A 23,826-nucleotide genomic window follows, 5' to 3' on the forward strand; every position below is an offset into this window, starting at 1 on the left:
CCGCTCCCGCCGCTGCCCGTCAGCCTGCTCGGGCCACCTTGCCTGTGTCGCGGGTGAAAAATATCTACCCCCCTGACGATCCGGGACTGCCAATCCGTGATGCCGAATACCTCCTCAACGGAAACTCGCAAATTCTGGGACGCCTTAAACTTCACGCCGCCACAAGTGAAGCCCACTTTGACCACAGGTTTATCAAACCCCTAGAGCGACTCGCAGAACACATCAGTGCGCTTCCTGCCACTTCGTCGGGCTTGTTCTCCGGAGAAGGGGGGCTGTTTTGCGCTTCAATCGAGCTGGCCTTTCTCAGCTTTCAGGCTTCCGATGGGCGAATCTTTACGGGTGCCGAAAGTGTCGAGCGGCGCCACAAGCTGGAACCACGATGGCGATACTTCTGCTTTGCCGCGGCGCTTCTCTATCCGCTTGGCAAGCCCTTAGGTCGAATGATCGTGACCAACGCACGCGGCGAAGCATGGCAGAAGCATCATCAGAGCCTTGTGAAGTGGACTCTCGCGAGTGACACCGACCGGATATATGTCTCTTGGCCAGAGGACAAGGCTGAGCAAGGCCAAATCCAAATCGGCCCTTCGCCGTACACGGCATCAATTCTCCACAAGATCCTCGGTCCGGACAACCTCGCGTGGTTGGAGGATGGCTCGACGCACCTGACCCGCGACCTATTTGAAGTTGTCAGCGGAGCCGATACGTCTGCAAGGATTGCGCGCGATGTCATTGCAACGATGTGGCAAAAGGTGAGGACTCGAGAAGAGGCCCGCATGCCAGAGAACTACGGTCGCCTGACCATCGGAACCCACCTCACGCCCTATCTTGTCGGTGCGATGCGAGCAATGGTAGACGCCGGCACATGGGTGCCCAACGGCCTTCCATTCATCGTGGACGCTACCGGGCTCTACCTGGTGTGGCCACAAGCAGGCCACGAAATTGTCAAGCAGGGGAAAATTGATGGTCACGAGGGCTGGCCATCCTCCCCGTCCGTCCTGGCCGAGCTGCTCAAAGCGGCGGGCATATTTGACACCGCACGTGGCGATGACAGCGGACAGGTCGAGGTTGTCGACGTAGAAGGCAATCTGCACCCGGCGTTTAAGCTGAAGAACCCGTTCGCGGTGATGGAATCATACGACCCGGCCGACTACAAGAAGTCGCCGCCAAAGACTCTTGTCGCGGTACTCGCGGCAGATCCAATTGCGGCGGTGGAACGCCGAGTCGCGCAGGCAGCACCGCCGCTAATGCCACCTGCAGCTAGCGCCGAAGCTGCCCCACCACCCTCGGGGAAGGGCAAGTTCGTAGATCAGGAGTCCGGGGAGATCTTTAACCATGGGCCTGCCGTATCAAGCGCCCCGGCACCACATCTAGCGAAGCGTGTGGAGGACGAAGCGCGCAATTCGGTCCATGGCACGAGCCACCAGGATGCGGTTGCGCCAACGGTAACGGCGGAGCCCAGTGACTCCAAAACTGGTAACCGCGATGCAAGCCGAGGTCCATCAGCTAACGCAATGTCGGTGCCCGACAGCGCGCCTGACGACCAGCTGAGGGTAAAAGAGGCGCCGGAAATTAAGTTCAGCGACCTGGTTCCAGAAGAGATCCGCAGGGAAATGAAGACCCCGCTTTCGGTCGAGCTTCTTGGAAAGGTAATTAAGACCTGGCGCGAGCGAGGCGAAGACAGTACGACGATGCGGATGACGGACAACGGGGCCGCCATCAGCTTTGAACTCTTGTCCTCAATGATTCGCAACATACCGGACTGGGTAAACGAGATCGCCGTCGCCGGGCTGGTCTACACCGCACCAGCGACGCCTGGTCTCAAAATCATGAAGGTCGCGATACCCGAGGGTTCGTCGAAACCGCGCGAGGCAATTGTTATTTCGCGCTATGGGTGCAAGAAGCTGGGACTCTAGATGGCAAATGGACAAAGATTCGAGCAACTATTGCGGCCGATCTATGAGGCGCGTTCCACTATTGCGTGGCTCGTAGCCGCGGTTTGGATGGCCCTATGTGCCCTCATCATCAACGCAACCACCGTCACGTTAATCTCTTCTGCGGCGCTGGCCGCAGTGATGGCGATGTTGAGGATGGTTGGCGCGAGACGGCTGCTGAACTACAAGCTTGCCCTTGCCGGCAAGGACGTGCGTGTGATTCCAACAAGCACCCTTCAAAAGGCGATGAAGGACATGGGCAACAACCTTTGGCTCGGCTGGGGATATCGATGGGAGCCGCGCCATACCCAGCGCGCGTACGAAATCATGAAGAGGGATCTTGTCGATGTGTACCCGCCCCTTTGGTGGATCAAGTGGACGAAGCTGAAGCAAAACCCATATAAGGCAAAGGGATTGCCGTGGATCCATGGGCTCGATATGAAGGAGGTTGACATCTTCCTTCCGTTCGAATCGCTCAAAGGGCATTGCGCGATTATCGCGACAACCGGTGCTATCAAGACGCGCCTTGCTGCGCTGGTGATATTCCAGCTTGCGATGCGAGGTGACACTGTCATCGTGATTGATCCAAAAGGGGATCGAGACCTTCGCGAAATCTGCCGCGAGGCCGCGCGGCTTGCTGGGCACCCTGAGCGGTTCCTGATGATTCATCCCGCGTTCGCCTCAGAATCCGTGCGCCTGGACCTCATCAAGAACTGGGATCAGGTATCACAAGTTGCGTCCCGCATAACGATGGTTTTGGACGCCCAGGAGGCCGACAATTTTAAGGAATTCTGCTGGATGGCCGTGCACCGGATCACCAACGGCATGAAGTATGTCGGACGCCGTGTCAGCCTCTACTCACTCAAAATTGCAATGGAGTCGCGGGTATCGGTCGAGAAGATGGCGGAAGCCGTGCTTGTGAAGTTCTTCAATGAAGAATGCCCCCAGCTCCTTGAAGCAATCGAGAAGGAAATCAATGCCTCGAATGCGGCAGGAAAGCGGCCTCAAAGCAAAAATGCGGTTGAAACAAGCTCGCCGACCTTGAGCGCGATGATCAAGGTTTTCCAATCCGACGTTCCTGAAACCGCAGAGGACGCGCAGAAGCTCGGAATTCCCGTCAAACCCGAAGAAGTCCGCGGGCTGGTGTCCATCCTTGAGGCCAATAAGGAATGGTTCGGGAAAATGATCGTCAGTATCACCCCCCTGCTGACCAAGCTCACGACGGATGACTTGAAGGGTCTCCTATCCCCTGACTATGAGGATGTTGCCGACACAAGGCCAATCATGGACGGCAAGCGTCTCGTTGAAGGGAACCACATTCTGTATATGGGCACCGATACCCTAGCAGATGAATCGGTCGGAAAGGCAATGTCGACAATGCTCCTTGCCGAGATGTCCTCGGTGGCTGCAGAGATCTACAACCACGGGCTCGACTCAGATCGTGGAGAGGAACCGCGGCGCGTGCATGTTGTGGTCGACGAGTGGGGCGATGCCGCATGCGCGCCGCTGATTCAGCAGGCGAACAAAGGCCGGGGAGCTGGCTTCTTCATCTGGGCTCTCGGGCAAACATTCTCAGACCTCGTTGACAAATTCGGTGGGAACGAAGCCCGTGCAAGGCGATTCATCGGCAACATGAACAACATGATCGTTGGTGCAACCCAGGATCCGGACACCATGAAGCTGATCATTGACAAATTGGGTGAAACCGCGATTACCGTGCGCAGTTCATCTTCCGGCATTGGGTCCAAAACTGAGGATGCGGGCCTCGAATTTTCTTCTAACCAGAGTGACAAGGCTGAAGACGTTGTCATGGAGATTTTTCCGAAGAGCCTTTTACCCTCACTACCAGATTTGCACTACATCGGCATATTCAACCGTGGCGAACTGATCAAAGGCCGGATACCGGTAATCCTAGAAGATGCGAAGGTAAAAAGATAATGAGCCAGGTGATCAATTTCGATCGTTCGAAAGCTAGCCCTGGTGGAGGGGTGCGTAAAGGTAGTTTGGGCATTTGGCCGCTCAGCGGCCTCTCGCAAACCTCGCCGGGGGCGTGGCTCGATGCAACCATTGACGGAAAAGCATACGCAGCGGTTGCGCTTTCGCTCTGGACTCACCACCCGCAGCTCAGGGCGGCGACAGAGCGCCTCGGTGTGCTGCTGACCCCAATGTGGCCAACATTGGCAGGCGACTCGCTGCTCGCATGTGCGATTGAAAATGCAGTTACGAAGGTCGACGCTGCTGTGCGCCGCGGCGAATCGTATGAGGGCCGCGTTGTTGCAATTTATCTCTATTGGCTTGCCAATTGCGTTGCAGAGGTTGCCCGGTTGGCGGTCTATGGCGAGAACACGGATGGGCAGCTGCTTCGGTGGCGGTACTTCTCTGAGCCGCTGCACTCGTGGGCTCTAGCCCACGGCATGAAGGAGCTGGAGACCGTTCTGGTTGCGGAACAGCCGACTGTGGAAGAAGTAGCCGGTCTGAGAATCCACCTAATCGCGCGGCTTACCGATGATCCCGTCGATGCTGGTTACCTTGAACTCCTGGCGCCGCGAGGATAACCATGGCCGTCAAAAGTAGCCAGCATATTGGCTTTTGGCTCGGTGTGATCGCCGTGGGGTTCCTTCTCGGGCCGGTGATGCGTTCCGGCTCCAGTATGGAGCAGTTCGTAAAATCCGAGATACAGCAGACGAGGGAGGCATTGGGGGAAACTGTCGCAGTCAGGGTTGTTGGGTTTGCTTCCGGAATCTTCACTGGAACTCCCCTCGGGATGATCTCCCAGACTGCAAACGGACTGAAGCATTCAAAGGAAGACCGCGACCTTGGGGGACGGGTGGCAGGACCTGTCGGCATAGCCATGTCATCCATGTACAACAGCTATCTGCAGGGACTGATGTTGCAGGCGTATGTCATGGCGATGCGGTTTGCGATAGTGATGGTCTGGTTTGTGATCCTTGCTCCTCTTCTATTTGCTGCGGTCTACGACGGATTTATGCAGAGAAAAATCAAGCGTGCTGAGTTCGGGGCACTTAGGCCTGCGACCTTTGCTCTCGCGAGCCTTCTGGTCATCCCCTTGCTCGTCTTACCTCTGGTATACCTAGTCGTTCCGTTCAGCATCTCCCCCCTCCTGGCCCCCGCTTGGGCCTTAATTGTTGCCATCCCGCTTTCGGTACTGATATCAAACACGCAGCCGCTCTTCGGGCGCTGAGGCAAATGGCTCGGACAACTGGCCTTGCCGCTCCAACGGCAAGTGTCATCGCCTATCTCGGGCAAACCTGACGGGCCGGCGGCCGGGCGTATTGAGTCAGGGCGATAACTACTTGCTGCATGGCGAGCGCTCATAACCATGGCGCCTATTCGCCGTCCTTCCTGTAAGTAGCCCGGGCGCTCTCATAACGCGGTCGCTCAACAAGCCAGTTTCCATGCGTTGAGCGGGACGGAAATTCCCTGTCTATCAACAGAATAGGGTGCATGCAAAATGCGAACCCCACCGGCGACAGATCCTTGAACGAGGTTGCTCGCGTTGGGAATACTCAGCGGGTTCTCGCTCAGTTGATGGACACATTGGACGTCCTACGGCCGTACTTCGCCGATGGCGAGATCAATGAAATCATGATCAACGGGCCCGACGACGTCTTCATCTCCAAGCATGGGGAGGACACAAAGGTCCGGGTAAAGCTGAGCGCGCCAAACATTCGGGCCGCAATTACTCTGATCGCCGGGTTGATGGAAAAAGAGGTTGGGGAAAAGTCGAAACAACGCGTTTTGTCGGCCAGGCTCCCCGGGTTTCGAATTGAGGCGCTGCTCCCTCCTGTCGCCGTAAACGGCCCGTCAATGTGCATTCGACGGCATGCCGCACGGGTGTTCTCGATTGAGGAATATGTCGCGTCAGGCGTGATTTCCGAAAAGTACGCCGACCTTATGGCGCAAGCCATTGCTGCAAAAGAGAACTTTCTTATCGTTGGCGGCACCGGGTCGGGGAAGACGACGTTGATGAACACAGCATTGAGCATGGTTCCAAAGGAGGAGCGGCTCTTCGTCATTGAGACAGTACACGAACTCAAGATTACTTCCCCGAACGCTGTCCTGGTCGAATGTGACGATGAGCAGGGCATGACTGCCCGCCGCGCCGTTCGAACAGCAATGCGATACGCCCCCAAGCGCGTGATTGTGGGTGAACTTCGCGGACCCGAAGCTTATGACTGGATGGACGCCGCTAACACTGGCCATCCAGGCTCCGCGGCAACCATCCATGCGAACAGCGCCAGTCGCGCGCTCGGCCGACTGGAGAACCTCGTGCTGATGGCAGACATGGGCATTCCACACGAGGCGATCCGTGTCGCAATCGCCGACACGTTGCAGTGGATGTTCTACATCAAACGAGAGGGCAGTAAGCGCGCCGTCTCCGAGGTTTGCCGCCTACACGGTTTCGACCGTGCGAGTGGCGACTACTCCCTTGAGCACCTTTAACAGTTTCCCTTTTTGAAAACCCTGGAGATATCCCAATGAAAGCATCAATCAGCCGCCTCGCCAGCATGTTCAAGGCATACGCGCCGATGGGGCAGCAAAACCGGCCCGTCGCTCTCGCATTTGCCCTGGCTGCAGCCTTCCTCTTGTCCGCGGTTCCCATTGAAGCGATGGCTCAGTCAATGAGCATGCCGTTTATTGAAGGTGTCGGCTGTCAGGTTGCCATGTGGATGAAAGGACCGCTTGCGATCCTGATATTTATCGTCGTCTGCATCGCCACATTGGTTATCGGCTTGATCACCAAGATGGACTGGGGCCGCATGATCAGCGTGGCGATTGTGTTCGGCATCATCCAGGGCCTGGTTTCGATCTTGTTGAGTACCGGGACTATTCAACTTCCAAGCTGCTTGTCCTAAGTTGCGCCTGGCTACGTCCTATGGCATCCCGCTCGTCACCATTTCATCAGTCTCTACACCGTCCCCGTTTGATCATGGGCGTCGAGAAGAGCAGCTTTGCAGGTCTCGCGCTCGTCGGCACTTTCCTCATCGTAGCCAAAAGCTACTGGGGCATTCCCATCGTCTTCCTGGGCTATCTGATCGCAAGGTGGCTCTCGAAGCGTGATGATCAATTCATCGGGATCTTGATGTGCTACCTGCGCGAGGGGCACGTTTATGACGCAACACCCCGGCTCGAAGACGCTAAGTCCCGGCCGAAGGGTTGGGGTAGGGGACTTCCCCTCTAATTTGTCAAAAGGCGTACATGGTTTCCTTCGAAGATCTATTCACAAAGCCGCGTAAAGCGGCGCGCTCGTTTGCAGAGCTCCTGCCCTGGTTCACGCAGGTTGCTCCCGGGCTCGTGCTTTGCCAGGACGGGTCTCTGCTCGCTGGATACACATACGAGGGCGCGGACGTCGAGGGCAAGCAGGATTTCGAAGTTGACCAAAGAATCTCCCAGCTCCAAACGGCACTGCGGGCGCTAAACGACCGAATTACGCTCTGGACAATCCAGGAGCGCCGCTTTGTCACTGGCTATCCCTCCGGTGAATTCACGAACCCGATTGCACAGGCCATTGATCGGCAGTGGGAGAAGGCATGCACGAAGCAACGGAATGCAGCTGTGACCCAATGCATGTTCCTTTCCTTCAATTTCCCAAATCGCTCCGAGGCCTTTTTCGAGGCGATTCGGAGTGAAGTAAGTGAGAATGACGGGAATTTTCTCGCTGCGGTTGCCGGCCTCATTCGGCGCCGGCTGACCGACAAGGGCGCGGTCGCACGGGTTCGCGGCCAGTTGAGCGACATGACTGTAGAGTTCGAGAAGATCCTTGATACATTCTCGGGGATCGTTGAGCTGAACTTGGGCTTTTCGCGCTTGCGCGATGACGAAATGCTTGGCGAGCTCTACGCGCGGGCAAATCTTGCTTCGCCACGGGGACCGGTGAGCGTCAGCAAGGGCATGACCTACCTCAATACAGCGCTTGCAACAGACACCTTGATCAGAAGGCAAGATCAAGTCGAGTTCCAGGGGCCGACCAAAAGCACGTTTGTTGCAGCACTTTCGACCACCGGTACGCCGCAGGAAGCGTTCAGCGGGGACGTCGACCGCCTCATGGGGGTGGACTGCGAGTATGTGCTCATACAGTGCTATCGCTTCATGGATCGGACGATTGCGGAGAAGGCCATTCAGGACGCGGAGATATTCTACCGCAGCGAAGTTAAGTCTGTTCTCACAAGGGCAGCTGAGCGCCTTCTTGATACCGTTTCCGACAAGGTAAACACCGGAAATTTGCAGCTCGCTGACGATGCACAGGAGGCACTGGTCGAGCTAACCGCCTCCAATGTGAGTTACGGCTACTACAACATGACGGTGCTGGCTCTGGGAAACAGCCAGAAGGAGGCTGAGAATGCGGCCGACCTGATGGCAAGCAATCTGCGCGCAAGTGGGTACACGATCATACGGGAGCGCCAAGGGCTTATTTCCGCACTCCTTACATCGATGCCTGGTAATGCCAACGCCATCATGCGGTGGAAACTCGCCTCGACGGCGAATCTGGCCGATCTGACCCCAATTCGAACAATTTCCACAGGGGAAAAGACGCACCCATTCTTCTCGCGCCTGCTTGGCTATGACGTTCCTCCACTCTGCCGGTTCGTCACTCCCTACGGAATCTCCTATGACTTCAATCCGCACGAGACCGACCTTGGCCACACAGCAATCGTAGGCGGCGCTGGCTCGGGGAAAACGTCACTTCTAACCCTGCTGATTGCGCAGTTTCAGAAGTACACCCCATCGCAAACGTTCATCTTCGACAAGGACCACTCGCTCATGATTGCCACTGTGCTTCTGGGCGGGAAGCATATTGATCTGGGAGGCAAGGGCGGCCGGAAGATCGGGATGAACCCCGTCCGAGTGATGCTCGATGCGAACGACGACATGAGATTGCGGCAGTGGGTCGAAGTGCTCATTGCAGCCGGCGGAAGTGAGGTCTCGGCAACTGAAGGACAGGCGATTTTTACGGCGATTCAAGGCCTGCGCCGCTCCCATCGGTCCGGCTGGCGTCTCTCAGCCTTGTATGCGCTAATCGCCGGCGCGGATCAAACACTTGCCGCGAAGCTTGCGCCTTATGTGGACAGAACCGACGACGATGATGCGGGCGCTGGGGCCTACGCTCCGTACTTCGACAACGACGAAGACAACTTCCAGCTCTCCAACATGGTGGGGATGGAGTGTGGCGGAATTTTGCAGACTCCGCAGCTCGCGAGTCCATTTATGGACTACGCGTTCTACAACATCGAAAGCCGGTTAGACGGGACCACACCTACGCTCATTTATATCGAGGAAGCCTGGTACATGCTGGCGAACCCGATGTTTGCAGCCAAGATGGAAGACTGGTTGAGAACCTTCCGCAAAAAGCGCGCATTTGTGATGTTCGCGACTCAAGCGCTGGACGAACTTGCTCGGCTCCCGAACATCGGAAGTTTCGTTACCAACATCCCTTGCCAGATCCTGCTGCCGGCAGTCAAGTCGTCTGTTCACCAGCAGGCGGCTCTGTACAGCCAGGTATTCGACATCAATGAGAGTCAGCTCAATCTTCTCGCGCATGCGATTCCGAAGCGTGACTACTTGCTGGTGAAGCCATCTGTCACCCGGCTGGTCAGCACACAAATGCCTGCGCTGCTCATTGCTATCAACGAGGCAACGACCCAGCCTGCTATGCGGCAGGCCGTCCTCGAGGCATCCATTCGGGGCGCACCTGATTGGGAACTGAAATTTGTGAAAGAGGTACTACATGTTGCTGCATAAATTGAAAACCCCCCTCGTCCATCTGCTGGTTCTCGCGGGCATTGCGTCCATTTCACTGCCGGCTCACACCGGCACCGTTGCTGGCTTCGGCGGCGGCACGGAGATCACGCAGCTCCTGAACAACGGCGAACTCGTGAAAGTAGCAGTTGACTCGGCCGAGACCGCAATGACTACAGTTCAGTCCCACATGGTTCAAATTGAGCAGTATCGAAACCAGCTGCTCAATACCATGGGAGTTGACCCGGTGGTCCTTGCGGGGAACATCGCTGACGCCAACAAGGCATACAACTCCTTGCGCAGCTACCAGCAGTCCATCAATGGACTGACCGGAAGTCTTTCGAGCCAGATGCAGAACCTTGACTCGAACCAGATGGCTGCGAAACTCATGAACATGTCCTGGAAGGACTACGTACTGAAGACGGCAAATGACGCGCGGCTTGGCAACGAGCGTGCAAAGCTGAGGATCCAGACCGCTCGTTCCACGATGGAGCAAGTCGACGAGGACTACAAGTTCGTACAGGAGCAGGGGAGCGCGATTTCGGCGGCAACAGGGCAACACGAGTCGATCAAGATCCTGAACAACCAGATGAACCGGCTGGTTCAACAGAATGCCCGTATGGTCGCCATAATGGCCAGGGCCGAGAGTGACGTGGACGCCAAGGTAGATGCTGCCAACGACAAGCTGAAGACGACGAATGAATTCGACCTCGTCCAGAAGCGACAGAAGGCGATTCGGGCGCAGCAACTTGAAATGATGCAGCGGTGAATACCATCTACGAAAGCCCAGCCCGATTCTGGTTTGCCTCGCTGGTCGGCAGGGCGGCATTCCGAGCTGCTGAGTTTGCCAGGAACGTCGGAGCGGCCTGCAAGAGGAAACGCCTTTTGCTCGCTCTGTTCTGTGTGACGTTGGCCGTTGGCGCTACCCTGACGGCTGCACAGAACCCACCCGCTGAGGGCGCGGAGTTGGAAGCCGCTCAGGCTGTGGCGCAGACGGTCCCAACCGCAGGCATTTCTGGGCAACAAATGGCTCAGGAGATAACGACTGCGCTAGATCAGGCGTTGCAGAAGCTCAAATCGAATTCTTCGATGAAGTCCTTCGGTGACAAACTTCTCGGGCTGGGCGTATTTATCGGCATGCTGTGGGGTGCGTTCAAGACTATGGCGGGGGGGAAGGGGATTGGAGAGTTGATAGGCGAATGGGTTCCAATTTTCGTAGGCGCCGGCGTTGTCGTCGCGATTATTGACCCTGCCTATGGGGGCGCTCGACAGATCGTGAGCCAGATGGACTCGCTTGCCTCGTCAGTCACGGGGGCCGATGTGAGTACCCTGACCGCGCTTCTTGGCGACTCTACGAAGCTCATCTTCAACAGCATCTATTTGATAGCTGACACGAGTTCGGCCACGGATGGGTCAGCCGCTGACCTGCTCTCCGGGAAGATCATGTACATGGTCGGATCGTTCATTTTTGTCAACATCATGAAAATGGTGACGATCTTCCTGGTGCTGCTTGCCGGGTGCGTCTTTCTAGCGACCGCAGCGATGGCAATGGTCAGCGTGGAACTTGTTGTATGCCTCGCTCCGGTCATGGTCCCCTTTCTGATATTCAAGCCAATGTCATGGGTCTTCGATTCATGGCTGCGATTCCTACTGGGCGCGTGCATGATGAAGCTGGTTGCAGCGTTCATGTTCCTGATTACCGGGAAACTGTTTGAAGCGCTGGCCAAGGTCGCGGCAAAGATCGCGAAAGACTCTGCAGGAACGGCTTCCATGGACACGCTGACAGCCGACGTAACGCTCTATGGATTCATGGTGCTGCTGGCAGTGATGGCTGCGCTGTTCATGGCCCAGGTGCCCTCTATCGCAACTGGACTCCTGCAGGGCAGTGCTGGCGGTGCCGGTTTTAGTGGGATCAAGGGCCTCACGCAGAGTGCCGGCGCCCGCGGTGCGAACTATGCTGGAGGCGCCGGTGGGCAAGCTGCAAAATCTGGTGTCTCATCTGCCTACAACAGCACCGTCGGTGCGCAGCGGGCATCGTCACTTGGGGCAAGTGACGCGAGAAGCGGAATGCCATCCGGTGCTACTCGTTTCAACAGCAACTCCCAGAATCGGGCGTATCAAAAGTCTTACAGGGCGAACGCACCATCCAAGGAGCAACCGGCCCCCCCGCAGCGATGACTTTCGGCGATGCCCGTGAGCGCGTCTGTCGAGGCAATTGACAGCCGAGCCTTCTGTGATACTTTTGGTAGAACAGAAACGGAATATCATGAGAAACAGCAAATTTTCCTTCATGGGCGCACTTCAGGAGTCGGCTGGTCGGGTTGGCATGTTTGCCACCTTCGCTTTGATGGTGCTGCTTGTCGTCTTTCCCCTCGTTGGAATTTGGCTTACTTGGGTCATTAACGCCTTTCAAGGCACCCTGACGACATTTGATTGGAGTCTCGGTGACAAGGGCCAAGTCCTTCCCACGAAAGGACTTCTTTTCCTCGCCGGCCCAGTGGCATTTCTCCTGGCCTTCCATCTACTCCGCTTCGTCACGGCCCTGATGGGGTCTGGTGGAGAAGCCGGTGTAGCAATTCCATTGACCGCCTCCATCGGGCTTTCGGCAGCAAGCGCCTGGGTCGTCAAGTTCTATGGAGCAACGTTTGCCATCTGGCTTGCCCTGGCCGACCACGGCCCGCAGGAACGGTACTGGCCTTTTGCGTCGGTCATTGGTCTGGGCCTAGCCTCGTGGTTGCTTGTAAAGAGCGAATTTCTCTATGGATTCAAGGCCAAGCCTTCTCAAGCTAGGGTTCGTGCCCAAAATACTGCAGGTGAGGTCGCCGTGCCAGATGTAGCGCGTGTGATCGTGCCGAAAATCACGTTCAAGGATATCCACGGGAACACAGACCTCAAAAAGCGCCTCCTCGCAGCCGGGCACGCAATCACTGCTCCGCGGGCAGAAGGGGCGAAGCCTCGAAACGGCATATTGCTCGGTGGCGACCCGGGCAATGGGAAGACTGTGCTCGCAGAGGCGTTGGCGGGTGAACTGAAGCTGCCATTCCTTACGCTCACGCATTCTGATGTGGCAAGCCAGTGGGTCGGGGAGCGTACCGTGCGGATCAAGGCGGCATTCGACCAGGCGATTCGAAATCAGCCATGCATGTTGTTCATCGACGAAATCGACAGCTTCCTCCCCAGCCGCGGCGACTCGGCCGGCCACAATAAGGAAGATAGTGATGTCGTTAACTCGCTTCTTACGCTGCTGGTTGACGTGCGCCGGCACCGGGTGGTGATCGTGGCCGCTACGAACTACATGGACCGGCTCGACGGCGCCGCTATTCGGGAAGGCCGATTCGACTTCAAAATTGAGGTTTCACCGCCGGATCAGGACGCCCGGGTGGGCCTGCTGAAGGGCGGAATCAAGGCTCATACTCCAACGGCGCAAGTTTCACCGGAGGTGCTGCGCAGCGTGGCGCTGCGTTGGAATGGCTTTTCTGTGAAACGCATCCTCGCCGTTACGGAGGAAATGCCCTCGTACCTCGCGGACAAGGCCGGTGCCGGTGGGCGCACGGAGCAGTTGTCCTTTGATGACTTCATGAATGCCCTGCGCCGGATTCAGGGGCAGCGTGGTGCGAAACCTGAGAATGTGAAAAGCTTGAGCGAGATGGTGTTCCCAGATTTCACAAGGAACGCCCTGGCAATGATCGCCAGTCGCTTGGCTGATCCAGTTCGCGTGGAGCGGCTGGGCGGGTCCCTTCCGACTGGAGTGCTCTTCTTTGGCCCCCCGGGCACCGGAAAGACGGCCGCGTGCAAGGCTCTTGCGAAGGAGGTTGGCTGGACTTTCCTGATTGCTACTGGCGCGGACCTGGCCCGCGACCCTAAGGCGCTGGAGAAGCTCTACACAAAGGCCAAGGAACTGCGGCCGACACTCATCTTTATCGACGAAGCCGATGAGCTTCTGCGGTCGCGGGAATACTCACAGAACACGGAAGCAACGAACAAGCTGCTTACCCTCATGGAGGGCGTGAACGACCGGGTACGTGACGTGCTCTGGGTTGCGGCAACTAACAACCCCGATCAGATTGACCCTGCCCTCTTGCGCGGTGGACGGTTCACCGAGAAGGTTGAATTTGTCAGGCCCAGCGGTGCGCAACTGGCGGCACACCTCACGCAATGGCTTGCCTTTCGCAAGGTAGGTATGACTCCGGATCTCAGCGTAGAAGAACTGGTTCAACTTATGGGCGATCAGAGTATTGCCAATGCTGAGGCAATCTGCCAGCACGCCGTCAACAGCGCCATTAGCCAAACTGACGGGGACCAGATCGTTATTAGTCGGAGCGACGTGGAAGTCGCAATTACAACTGTTTTAGGCGATCGAGGATGAAATTGGGAAAGTTATTCACTACGTGCGCTGCAGCGATGCAGGTCATTTTCTGCGCGCCGCTCGCTTCGGCGATGGACCTAGCTAGCACCGCACCGACGGGTGCTCAGCTGGCTCGGGCGGCGACCTTTCCGATCAGTCAACCAGCTCAGCCGAATGATTGCGTGTCACAGGCCGGTGATTTCCATGGTGTGAACTCGTGGATCGTGCGGGCGATTCTTAAGGTTGAATCTAACTTCAACCCTAAAGCGATGAACAAGAATCGAAACGGGACAACCGACGTAGGCATGGCGCAGATCAACTCGATGCACTTTAAGGAGCTGAAGTCACACGGTATCGCCCCCGACGACTTGCTCGACGGATGCATTGCAAGTTACGTCGCGGCATGGCATTTGAAGAAGCAGATAACTGCGTATGGGAACACCTGGTTCGCGATCGGGGCGTATCACTCTGCAACTCCATGCTTTAACAAGCGGTATACGGGACTCGTCTGGAATGTGCTTCGAACATGGGGAGTGGTTCAGGGAAAGAAGGAGTCGCCAGGGTCCCTTGATTCTTGTGGGTCAACCCAAGTTGCCAGCTCGGGCAAGCAGCGGACTTCTACGGCCGGGACATCGGTTTTGGCTCTCGACGGCGAATAACCTACCCACTTGAACGGATCAACATGCTTGAAAGTGCCAATGCTCAATAACCCAACGAACCCAACCCATGGATCTGCAGCGATGCTCGATCAGCTGCAGCAGATCATGGTGCTCCCGAACGAGCAAAGAATCGCGTTGATGAGCGCGTGGTCGGCAATTGATCCTGCCGTCGCCTTTGCTGGCCGGGCCATGCCGGCAGAGGAGGTCATAGTCGAAGAGCCTGGTGCGGATACCTTGGCAAATTGGCTTGAGGCTATTGGGGACTTGCCCAAACGCCAGCGGTACGCGCTGATGGAGGACGCGCTTGGACGTGAAACGTCCCTCGGTGAGCGGGAGGCCATCCATGTCGCGATGTCGAATCTCACGAACTCGGACCCCTTATTTGCAATAGAAGTGTCAGTGACTAAATATGCTTATGAGCACCCAGTGCTGATCTGTCTGGGTGCATTTGGATTGATTCTCCTAACCTGGGCCACAGTTAAGGGTGCCTGGCGAATAGTTTTTTAGGTCACTCTCTCCCTCTCTCCATCAATTGCCTGCTTCGCTGCAGGCTTTTTTTTGCACTCCGCGGATCAGCGAATCGCCCGAGCGGTAGACCGGCACGGTCGTGGCGTCACCCCTGGAAGTAGAAACTACTACCCTGCGCGACTGGCCGGCAAATCTACTTGAGATTTTGGCTCAATGCACCGTTTCTGCAGCGTTGAGCGGGAAAGGAAATGTCCCTGAGTCCTTAGCATTGCTCAGTACTTTAGGGCAAATTCAATGGGCATTTTTTCCGCGCTACAGAGAAAGCCGTCCCCGGACCGCGACGTGATAGCCATCGGCACACCGAAAACGCTCCAGTCGCACCCGAACACTCCAGTGGCAGCATTTGAGGACGGCGCGAACAAGTTCGCCGAGATCTACGGCAGCAGCATGGTGTCCTCGAACCGAATGTTCATTCTCTCTCTCGTCGCATTATTGCTCGCCGTGACGGCGGTCGGTGCAGTGACCGTGCTGCTTCCCTTGAAGGAGGTGAGGCCGTGGCTGGTTGAGGTAGACGCACGAACTGGGGTGGTGAACAAGCCCATTGAGGTGCAGAAGGTAACTCCGAACATAGCTGTTGTGCAGGCTGAGCTCTCCCGCTGGATCGAGGCGGTCTACACACTGGACCCACTACGAACCAATGAGCTATTCAAATATGCGAACGTTCGCTCGCGCGAGAAGGCCATTGGCCAGTTCACTGAATTTCGGGTACGCGAGCGCGTCTTTGAGCGCCTGCAGCGGGAGCCTGGGCTGATTCGCGAAGTAAAGGTCTCCTCTGTTGATGCCTCCCAGACGGGAATCGCCTTTGCATTCCTGACCACTACTGAGCGGGTCGGACGTGACTCGGAGCCAAAAGAAAAGCGTCTCCGCCTCACGATGCATTACCAGCTTGATCCCCCCAAGAACCAAACCGATTTACTGGCCAATCCACTCGGCATGTATGTGGTTTTCTTCAATGAAGCCGAAGAAAGGGCTGCGCGATGAAATTCAGGCAACTCGTGGCGTTGGCCACAGCTATCTTGTGCCTCGGAGTCGCCTCGGCGCATGCTGAGCTTATTGCAACGCCGCTCACGGGAGACTCGCGACTTGTCCAGTTTGGATATGACGAGGACAACACATTCCTTGTTCTGACCAAGCCAAAGGCTGTGACGCACATTCAGTTTGCGCCCGACGAAACCCTCCAATCTGTTGCAGCCGGCGACACGGCGCAATGGGAGCTGACCCCGACAAAGAATCGCAAGAACCTGTTCATCAAGCCGAAATACGAAGATCTTGAGACGTCGATGTCGGTGATTACTGACAAACGCACGTATCAATTCGTTCTGAAGTCCACGGGCGATGGGAAGAAGTGGTACCAGCGTGTGTCGTGGCTCTACTCTGGCACCATGCTGTTGGAGTCGGATGCTCAGCTCGAGGCGACCCCATTGCCATCTGGGAAGGGTGCGAGGCAAGCGTCACAGCCCTCATCCATCGGCGAAGCGTCCCTCGGCATCAGCGCCGGCATTGATCCCATCAAACTCGACGGGCTCAAGCCCGAGAATCTCAGCTTCAGCTATTCGACCAGTGGAAGTGCGGCGTTCAGGCCTGTGATGGTTTTCGATGATGGGCGATTCACCTATTTCAAGATGCCAGCTGACCTGCAAGAGCTTCCTGCACTCTTTGCGGTAATCGAGGGGCAAGACTATGCGCTTGTGAACTATCACATCAAGGGCGACTACATGGTTGCCCAGCGTTTGCTCGACGTGGCTGTCCTGAAGTTGGGCAAAGCCGAAGTCCGTGTTACCAGATATAAGCCCAGGACCGGATTCTTTGGCACCTCCATCGGCTCGAGCGAGGGCGGCTGATGTCAAGCAGCACAAAGTCGATCATTGATCCCAATGATCCAAAACCTGGGATCCCCATCCGAAAGGGAACCCTCGGCGCGATTGTCCTTTTTCTGCTGATTGGCACTTTCGTGAGCGCGCTGTTTCTCAGTGGCGGGACCAAACAACAATCGCAACAGCCTACGGCTGAGAAGAAAGCGGACTCGCAACCTTCTGACTCCGGTAGCCGGGCTGCAATCGACGAGGAAGAACGGAAGGCCCGGCAGGCCACCGAGATAGAGGCCCGCAGGAACGGGCCGGCCGGGACCGCTGTGCCGGTAAACCCAACGAACAGCCCTGTTCCTCCAAACTTGCGAAGAGACAACCCGGATGCAGCGCTCGCCGAAGGAGCATTTGCAGCGACTGGCGTAAAACCCCGTGTGGGTGCGTCTGTTGCCGGCAGCGCGGCTGTGGACCGTGATGTAGAGACCGAGGTCGGCTCGCGGTCTTCAAAGTCAATGGTTTTTGACAACGAGGGGCAAAGTGCTGGCGGCGGTGCCTCAGGTTATGGGTTGTTCAGTACCGCGTCCACAGGTGCACCCGCTCCGCAGGAGAAACCCCGCGCGCCAACTTCTATTGCATTGCCTGGCCTTGAGGCTCTCTCGCAGGTTCGTGCGCCGAGTTCCGCGATGACTATGAGCTCCGGCCAGCTTGCCGCGCTCAAGGCTGCCCAAACCCGCTCGCCTACAGCCGGGGCAGGGACCTCCGATAAGGCGTGGCTGAGTGAGTATGCCGATGAAGAGAAGAAGACCAACAAGGCGATCAAGAGCTACCGTACGGCCTCACGTTTCACTCTCCATCAGGGCAAGGTTATCCCTGCGGTGCTTGGTCGGAAGCTCAACTCCGATCTGCCCGGGGAGATCACTGCCTACACCACTGTCGACATCTATGACAGCCTCGGAAACGGGCACCTGCTAATTCCGAAGGGAACTGGTGTTGTAGGGCGGTACAGCTCTGGAATCAAGATGGGGCAGGAGCGAGTCCTCTTTGCATTTCAGCGACTGATCATGCCGAACGGCGAAGGATTTGACCTTCCCGCAGCTCAGGGCTCAGACCTCGCCGGCGCATCCGGGATCACCGGTGACGTTGACAACCACTTCTTCCAAATGTTCGCAAGCAGCCTATTCATCGCTTGGACGGCAGACAAAGTAGCGCAGCCCTCCAACGTAAACATCTACGGCGGACAGGCCCCTCAGTCTCCTGCAGGGGAGGTACTGGTGGACGTGGCCAAGACAGTCCTCGAGCGCCAAAAGAACATCCCTCCGACCATCACAGTGGATCAGGGGACCCGAATCAACATTGAAGTGAAGCAGGACATGGAATTCAGTGGCCCGTATATGAGGAGTAGGACGCAATGAGGTATCAGTTCTTTGTGCTCAACGCGGCGGTATCCGCGCTCCTGGCCGTAGTGCCGCAGGCAATCGGCTCGGCTCCGGAGCGGGTGGGGCAGTTTGACTTTAGCTACCTGACCAGTGGGGCCATGAGGGCAACTCCGGTTCAGGTTTTTGACGATGGCAAAACTACCTACTTCCAGTTTCGCGCTGGCGAGGCGGTTCCCGCGATCTTCCAGAACAAGGATGGCCAGATCGGGCTGCTCGTGCCGACACAGGAAGGGCCATATATTCGGGTCGCGGAGATTGGCGGGCGGTTCACCCTGCAGCTTGGACGCTCACAAGCGACAGTCGTCTATGCGGGTGCCGGGCGCGCAGACGTACCGCAGATTAGCGCCGTCGCGCCGAACGGGATGAAAGCTGAATATACGGGTGGGGGCTATCCCAAAGACCGAAGTGTCCAGCTCGTCGCATCCCTTGGCAAGGCGCAGGCGTTTCTCGGCTCAAACGCACTTGAAGCGAACAGCTACGCCACCCCGTTGAAGGGCGATGCGGTGACCTGGAAGGGCGGGGAGAGTCAAGTCTCAGAACACCAGCTCTGGTTCACGGTCGGTTCACCCAAAGTTGGTCCCGCAGCGCTGCGAGAGATCAGCCAATTGGCTAAGTCGCTAAAGCTTGCGACACGGATCACCATTGTTGGCCGCGATGATGAATCCTACAAAGAAGGCCTTGACATGGCGAGAGCCCAGGCGCTGCGCGATGCGATGTTGAAGGCGGGCGTACCTGCCGATCGGATCGTCCTGAAAACGGGCGTCCAGGGCGGGGCAAAGAATCGCCTCTGGCCGTCGGATGTACGGATTGAGACGATGCGCCCAACTCTCATTGCCCAACCTACGCCCAAGGCGGAGGCCGCTGCTGACAACAAGCATGCCTATGTCAAGGCCAATGTGGACGAACTGTTCAGGTCAGGTGCCATTACACGCGACCAGGCCCAGGCCATCCTCCAGCGGTCCTCGCAACAGGCGCCTGGCCCGGTCGCGGCGGCACCGCAGGCGCAGCAGGTCCCCGTGCAGGTCGACGTTCCTGCAGACGGATTCAACTTCAGGGCGTCCGATCTCACCGTGGCCGGCACGATTCGGCGCTGGGCCGCGTCTACGAACTATCAGGTCGTGTGGGACGCACCGGCGCATTCGGATGCGGCGATCAATGGTGACGCTCTCATGCAGTCGGCGTCCATGAAGGAGGCCCTCGAAAAAGTTGTTTCAGGCCTGCAGGGCAAGGGCTACGACATACAGGCCACCGTCTACAGCAACCGAGTAATCCGTTTTACGGGAGTCAGCAAATGAGTTTTCAAAGCAAGTCCGCGTTGGCGGCAATTTTATTGACGGTCGGCCTGGTGGCGATGGCCCAGCCAGTCAAAACTGTTGATGCCCCCTATGTCCCGAAGGGTGCTGCACCGGCCAAATCCACACCGGACCTTCCTTTCGCGTCCGCAGCAGCGCTGCCGGTCGACGCAAATCCCACCATGTACCTCCTGCCGACCAAATCAGTTGCGGCACAACTGCATGAAATGGCCGCCCTTGCTGGTTGGTCACTGGTGTGGGAGGCGTCTGACTTCACCCCCGTAAACAAGGTGTTGATCAGCTCGGATTTCATCAAAGCGGTCGGAATTGTCATCGATTCCGCCAATCTCGATCGGGCGAACCTGAAGGCGACGTTCTATCGCGGCAACAACATCGTGCGCGTTACGGAGACCCAAAAATGAAATTTACTCCTCTTTTCCTCGCTATCGCGATGGCTGTATCCGGCTGCGCGACAAGCTTGAATCCCCAAATTGCAGCTGTGAAGCCTGCCGTCGAGGCATCCAAGGCGGAGGCGCTGCAGCTGATCACAAGGCCAGCGCCGGCACCGGAGTTCTCAAACATTACGTTCTCCGAGCAAAGCTGGGTTGCCCTCCGGAAGATTGAGCAGGCAGACAGAGGGGCCGCCAACGAGCAGACCGATGCCGCACTGATCGAGATCAACCAGCGTTTTCAAAATCTGAACGAGGTCGCAAGCGTCATCTCCTCACTCACTGGCTTCCCTGTTTCAATCGCCCCAGACGTTCCAGTCGCATCCGCCACGGTTGGTATGCCTGGAATGCCGGGTGCTCCCCAAGGTCCGGGCGGCATGCCAACGGGGATGCCTGGAGGAAGTATTGTTCCCGCGATCTACCCATCCGGTGGGGCTGGCAGCATGTCGTCGCCCGCGAACAATGGCCAGATCGGTGTGAATTCTCCGTTTTCTGCAAACTACTCCGGGAGTCTTACCGGGTTCATGAACAAGGTGACCGCCTATTACGGCATCTTCTGGAAGGCTGACTCTTCAAGCCTGCGTCTGTTCTTGATGGATTCGAAGACGTTTCGCATTGCAGCGCTCCCTGGAGACACCCGCCTGTCCAGCACGGTGGAATCTTCTTCGAACTCGAATGGCTCGTCTGGTTCCGCGGGGGCAAGCACCGGAACAGGCGCAACCCAAAACGGCGCGTCTGCAAATTCCACCGGAGTGGCATTCGCCGGACTCTCGGTGTGGTCAGCACTGGAAACTGGCATCAAACAGATGCTCGGCACCGGCGGCCGCGTGATCGCATCGCCAGCCACCGGAACAATTACCGTCACCGACACACCGACAGTGCTCGCCCGGGTCAGCGAGTTCATCAATGGCCAGAACCAGGCTCTGAACCGTCAGGTTACGGTCAAAGTGCGCGTCCTGTCAGTGGAGCTCAATGAAGGGGACAACTACGGCGTCAACTGGGACGCGGTGTATTCGAATCTTGCTTCTGCTTCGAACCCGTATTCCCTCGCGATGAAAACTGCGTTCCCATTTGCCGCTGGGGCCGGGAACATGATTCTCTCGGCACCGGCATCTTCGACAAGCCGGTGGGCCGGGTCAAGCGCAATGTTCTCAGCTTTGTCGACGCAAGGCCGAGTACGCGAGTTGACCTCGGCGACGCTAATCACGCTGAACAATCAGGCCGCTCCTGTAAATGTTGGCCGCCGCGTCTCCTATCTTGCTTCGAGCTCGACCACGCAGACAGCGAATGTTGGTGCCACGACAGCGCTGACGCCAGGAAGCATCCAGACCGGCTTTTCGATGACCCTCGTGCCGCACATCATCGACAGCAAGGAACTCTTGCTCCAGTATTCGCTGGATCTTTCGTCTCTCCTCAAGCTGTCAACGATCACCTCGGGGAACAGCTCCATTCAGGCGCCGGATATCTCCACGAGCAACTTCATTCAACGCGTGCGCATCCAGACTGGAGAAACTCTCGTCGTTGCGGGTTACGACCAGGATAACCTCTCGGCGGTTTCCGGTGGAGTAGGCACGCCCGATAACGTGGCGCTGGGCGGCTCCCGTGAGGGCGCGACCAAGCGGACATTGCTTGTCGTGCTGATCCAGCCGATTATTTCGCAGTAACTCGAATCAAGCAGAACTTCGATATGAGAATTATTCAGGTTGGCTCGGGTAAGAAGCGGCTGGAGCTAGTCTCGGGCCTCCAGTGGCACCCGTTGATGAAAACAGGGTCCGCGCGTGTCAAGGAGCTGACTGCACTGGCGCTGGCCGCGCAAGCAGATTTCAAAGTGATCCGTGGCACCCAAAGTGTGCACGTTGGCTTCGCCAATCGATCAGATGGCGCTAAGGCCGGACAGCTCGCTGCGGCGGCCGTGATTGCTGACGTCCTTGTGGCGAAAGGCGCTGGGCGCAGTTTGCTTGCGGCTGTCAGGGTACCAGGGGACGCCGGTGACGCGTTCCTGTACGTGCAGGTCCGGGACGGGGTGATTCTCGCGGAGGGTGACCGGGTAGGCGAACGGGACGCTATTCGAGTCCTTCTTGGTCAACACGTCTCTTTTGGTGGTTGGGACACGATTGTCTGTCCGGGCGAATGGAGCATCCCGAATTCAAAAGAACATGAATTCGAGTACTTTTTCAACCCGCAGGCCCTTTGGGCACAAAGGAAAAAATGGGCGTTGGCCGAGGTTTCCATCGCCTGGAAGAAAGCCCTGATCCCAGCAGCACTTGTCCTTGCCTTGGCCGCAGGCGGGACGTACGCATGGAAAGAGTATTCAAAGAAGAAGGCTGCCGCTGCAGAGGCTCTCCGAATCCAGGAAGAAGAAGTTGCGCGTGGGCAGAGGATGGCCCCAAAAGAGCCTCCCAAACCATGGCCCGCGATGCCCTATGGGGTCGATTTTGCATATGCGTGCTCGAAGGCGCTTAGGGAGACCGGCGTTAGCGCCGGTAACTGGCAGTTGTCTTCGATCGACTGTGAAAGCGGAAGCTTGGTCGTCCGGTGGGTCAAAGCGGATGAGCGCGCTTGGATAAGTCACCTTCTGGCAGTTCGACCAGATGCCAGGTTTCTGGCTGACGGAATGGCGGCAAGCATCACCGTACCTGCACCCGCCGCGTCTTCAAACGACTTCGCGGAAAGACTGCCTGCGCAAGAGGGTGTGAGGCTGCGCTACTACGACTTAGCAAGCCGCTACGGAATGTCCGTTCGAATTGATCCGCCAAAAGAGGCGGTCCAGCCGCAGGCGCTTCCCGGGCAAGCGGTTCCGCCTGCCGCGATGGTAACGCTTCCGTCCTGGGCTGCGATGCCTGTAACGGTGACCACCAATATGGATCCAGTGCAGGCCGCGGCCGTGCTGGCTTATCCGGGGCTCAGATTTCAAAAACTGAGCTTTACCTACAAAGCAGGCGTGATGCAGTTTCAATTTTCAGGAGTTCAATATGTCAGGTCCTAAGACTCGGGTTTCATTTGCCGCGCTCATGTTTGCATCAGCGCTCGCATTTGCACAACCCCAACCGCAACCCCAACCGCAGCCTCAAGCTCCGTCGCCGGCACAAGCGCAGCCAGGCGCCCCGGAACAAGCAGTGAGCAGAGCCCAACCGGCGGCTTCAGCTATACCCTTCTCGCCACTGAGCGCCGCGAAGGCGGCACAGATTCAGACCATCAACGAGAACATGACGCTTCTCGCGGCGCAGCTGAGTGAGCTCGAGATGCAAGCGAAGATCGCAGCGAAGCAGAAGGAGATTGCAGGCAACAAAGGTGGCAATTTCAGTCCTCTGGGTACCGCAACTGGAACGCCATCGGTGATTTCAGTCGCTGGGCTGAAAGGCAAGCTTGAAGCCTTGCTGGCCTTTCCAGGCGGCCTGGAGCAACGTGTGCGCGCGGGAGACGTGATCGGTGATCGCCGAGTGCAAACCATTGCTCTTAACGAGGTCGTTCTTACCGATCTGAAGGGCGCAAATCCCCAACGCCTCGCATTTGGCAACTCGCCGTTGGCAACTCGCGAGGGGAGCATTGGGATGCCAGGGGGAGGCTCCATCCCGATGCCGTTCAACGCCGGCGGAAACATCCCCGGTATTCGCTAAATCGCT

At 57.3% G+C, this 23,826-nt stretch carries 21 protein-coding genes; all 21 read left to right on the plus strand.

Annotated elements, in window-relative coordinates:
• Positions 1-53 precede the first annotated feature (53 nt).
• The gene (locus B7G52_RS12040) at positions 54-1,913 is read left to right on the plus strand and encodes a TraI domain-containing protein (protein WP_240523427.1); all 1,860 of its coding nucleotides are present in this window, start codon (positions 54-56) and stop codon (positions 1,911-1,913) included.
• Entirely contained in the window at positions 1,914-3,869 is a 1,956-nt protein-coding gene (gene traD, locus B7G52_RS12045) for a conjugative transfer system coupling protein TraD (protein ID WP_096697829.1), read from the plus strand.
• A complete protein-coding gene (locus B7G52_RS12050; protein WP_096697830.1) occupies positions 3,869-4,486 on the plus strand; it encodes a hypothetical protein in 618 nt (205 codons plus the stop codon). The genes traD and B7G52_RS12050 overlap by 1 nt, the downstream gene beginning before the upstream one ends.
• 2 nt (positions 4,487-4,488) lie before the next feature.
• The gene (locus tag B7G52_RS12055; protein WP_096697831.1) at positions 4,489-5,133 is read left to right on the plus strand and encodes a DUF4400 domain-containing protein; all 645 of its coding nucleotides are present in this window, start codon (positions 4,489-4,491) and stop codon (positions 5,131-5,133) included.
• Positions 5,134-5,396: 263 nt separating this feature from the next.
• On the plus strand, positions 5,397-6,395 hold the full coding sequence (locus B7G52_RS12060) for a CpaF family protein (RefSeq protein WP_096697832.1): 999 nt from the start codon (positions 5,397-5,399) through the stop codon (positions 6,393-6,395).
• Between the two features lie 35 nt (positions 6,396-6,430).
• Positions 6,431-6,808, plus strand: coding sequence for a hypothetical protein (locus tag B7G52_RS12065; RefSeq protein WP_096697833.1), 378 nt, complete (start codon positions 6,431-6,433; stop codon positions 6,806-6,808).
• Positions 6,809-6,828: 20 nt separating this feature from the next.
• Complete coding sequence (locus tag B7G52_RS12070) at positions 6,829-7,134, plus strand: VirB3 family type IV secretion system protein (RefSeq protein WP_096697834.1); 306 nt, start codon at positions 6,829-6,831, stop codon at positions 7,132-7,134.
• Positions 7,135-7,151: 17 nt separating this feature from the next.
• Entirely contained in the window at positions 7,152-9,692 is a 2,541-nt protein-coding gene (locus tag B7G52_RS12075; RefSeq protein WP_096697835.1) for a VirB4 family type IV secretion system protein, read from the plus strand.
• Positions 9,679-10,458, plus strand: a complete 780-nt coding sequence (locus tag B7G52_RS12080; protein ID WP_096697836.1) for a hypothetical protein — start codon at positions 9,679-9,681, stop codon at positions 10,456-10,458. Before B7G52_RS12075 ends, B7G52_RS12080 begins: the two co-directional genes overlap by 14 nt.
• A complete protein-coding gene (locus tag B7G52_RS12085; protein ID WP_096697837.1) occupies positions 10,455-11,867 on the plus strand; it encodes a type IV secretion system protein in 1,413 nt (470 codons plus the stop codon). The genes B7G52_RS12080 and B7G52_RS12085 overlap by 4 nt, the downstream gene beginning before the upstream one ends.
• An 88-nt stretch (positions 11,868-11,955) precedes the next feature.
• Positions 11,956-14,055 (plus strand): AAA family ATPase, encoded by a 2,100-nt coding sequence (locus B7G52_RS12090; protein ID WP_240523428.1) that lies wholly within the window; start codon positions 11,956-11,958, stop codon positions 14,053-14,055.
• Positions 14,052-14,693 carry a lytic transglycosylase domain-containing protein gene (locus B7G52_RS12095; RefSeq protein ID WP_240523429.1) on the plus strand — a complete coding sequence of 214 codons (642 nt, stop codon included), beginning with the start codon at positions 14,052-14,054 and terminating at the stop codon, positions 14,691-14,693. The genes B7G52_RS12090 and B7G52_RS12095 overlap by 4 nt, the downstream gene beginning before the upstream one ends.
• A gap of 39 nt (positions 14,694-14,732) precedes the next feature.
• Positions 14,733-15,200 (plus strand): hypothetical protein, encoded by a 468-nt coding sequence (locus B7G52_RS12100; protein ID WP_096670330.1) that lies wholly within the window; start codon positions 14,733-14,735, stop codon positions 15,198-15,200.
• Between the two features lie 255 nt (positions 15,201-15,455).
• Positions 15,456-16,202, plus strand: coding sequence for a type IV secretion system protein (locus B7G52_RS12105; protein WP_096670332.1), 747 nt, complete (start codon positions 15,456-15,458; stop codon positions 16,200-16,202).
• Positions 16,199-17,062 carry a TrbG/VirB9 family P-type conjugative transfer protein gene (locus B7G52_RS12110; RefSeq protein ID WP_096670334.1) on the plus strand — a complete coding sequence of 288 codons (864 nt, stop codon included), beginning with the start codon at positions 16,199-16,201 and terminating at the stop codon, positions 17,060-17,062. Before B7G52_RS12105 ends, B7G52_RS12110 begins: the two co-directional genes overlap by 4 nt.
• A complete protein-coding gene (locus B7G52_RS12115; RefSeq protein ID WP_096670336.1) occupies positions 17,062-18,438 on the plus strand; it encodes a TrbI/VirB10 family protein in 1,377 nt (458 codons plus the stop codon). Before B7G52_RS12110 ends, B7G52_RS12115 begins: the two co-directional genes overlap by 1 nt.
• Positions 18,435-19,757, plus strand: a complete 1,323-nt coding sequence (locus tag B7G52_RS12120) for a TcpQ domain-containing protein (protein WP_096697840.1) — start codon at positions 18,435-18,437, stop codon at positions 19,755-19,757. The genes B7G52_RS12115 and B7G52_RS12120 overlap by 4 nt, the downstream gene beginning before the upstream one ends.
• Positions 19,754-20,176, plus strand: coding sequence for a TcpQ domain-containing protein (locus tag B7G52_RS12125; protein ID WP_096697841.1), 423 nt, complete (start codon positions 19,754-19,756; stop codon positions 20,174-20,176). The genes B7G52_RS12120 and B7G52_RS12125 overlap by 4 nt, the downstream gene beginning before the upstream one ends.
• The gene (locus tag B7G52_RS12130; RefSeq protein WP_096697842.1) at positions 20,173-21,867 is read left to right on the plus strand and encodes a PilN family type IVB pilus formation outer membrane protein; all 1,695 of its coding nucleotides are present in this window, start codon (positions 20,173-20,175) and stop codon (positions 21,865-21,867) included. The genes B7G52_RS12125 and B7G52_RS12130 overlap by 4 nt, the downstream gene beginning before the upstream one ends.
• 23 nt (positions 21,868-21,890) lie before the next feature.
• Positions 21,891-23,189 (plus strand): type 4b pilus protein PilO2, encoded by a 1,299-nt coding sequence (gene pilO2, locus B7G52_RS12135; RefSeq protein ID WP_096697843.1) that lies wholly within the window; start codon positions 21,891-21,893, stop codon positions 23,187-23,189.
• Between the two features lie 130 nt (positions 23,190-23,319).
• Positions 23,320-23,820, plus strand: a complete 501-nt coding sequence (locus tag B7G52_RS12140) for a hypothetical protein (RefSeq protein ID WP_096670346.1) — start codon at positions 23,320-23,322, stop codon at positions 23,818-23,820.
• Positions 23,821-23,826: the final 6 nt, after the last annotated feature.

It is taken from the genome of Polaromonas sp. AER18D-145 (genome assembly GCF_002379095.1).
Lineage (GTDB): Bacteria > Pseudomonadota > Gammaproteobacteria > Burkholderiales > Burkholderiaceae_C > Polaromonas.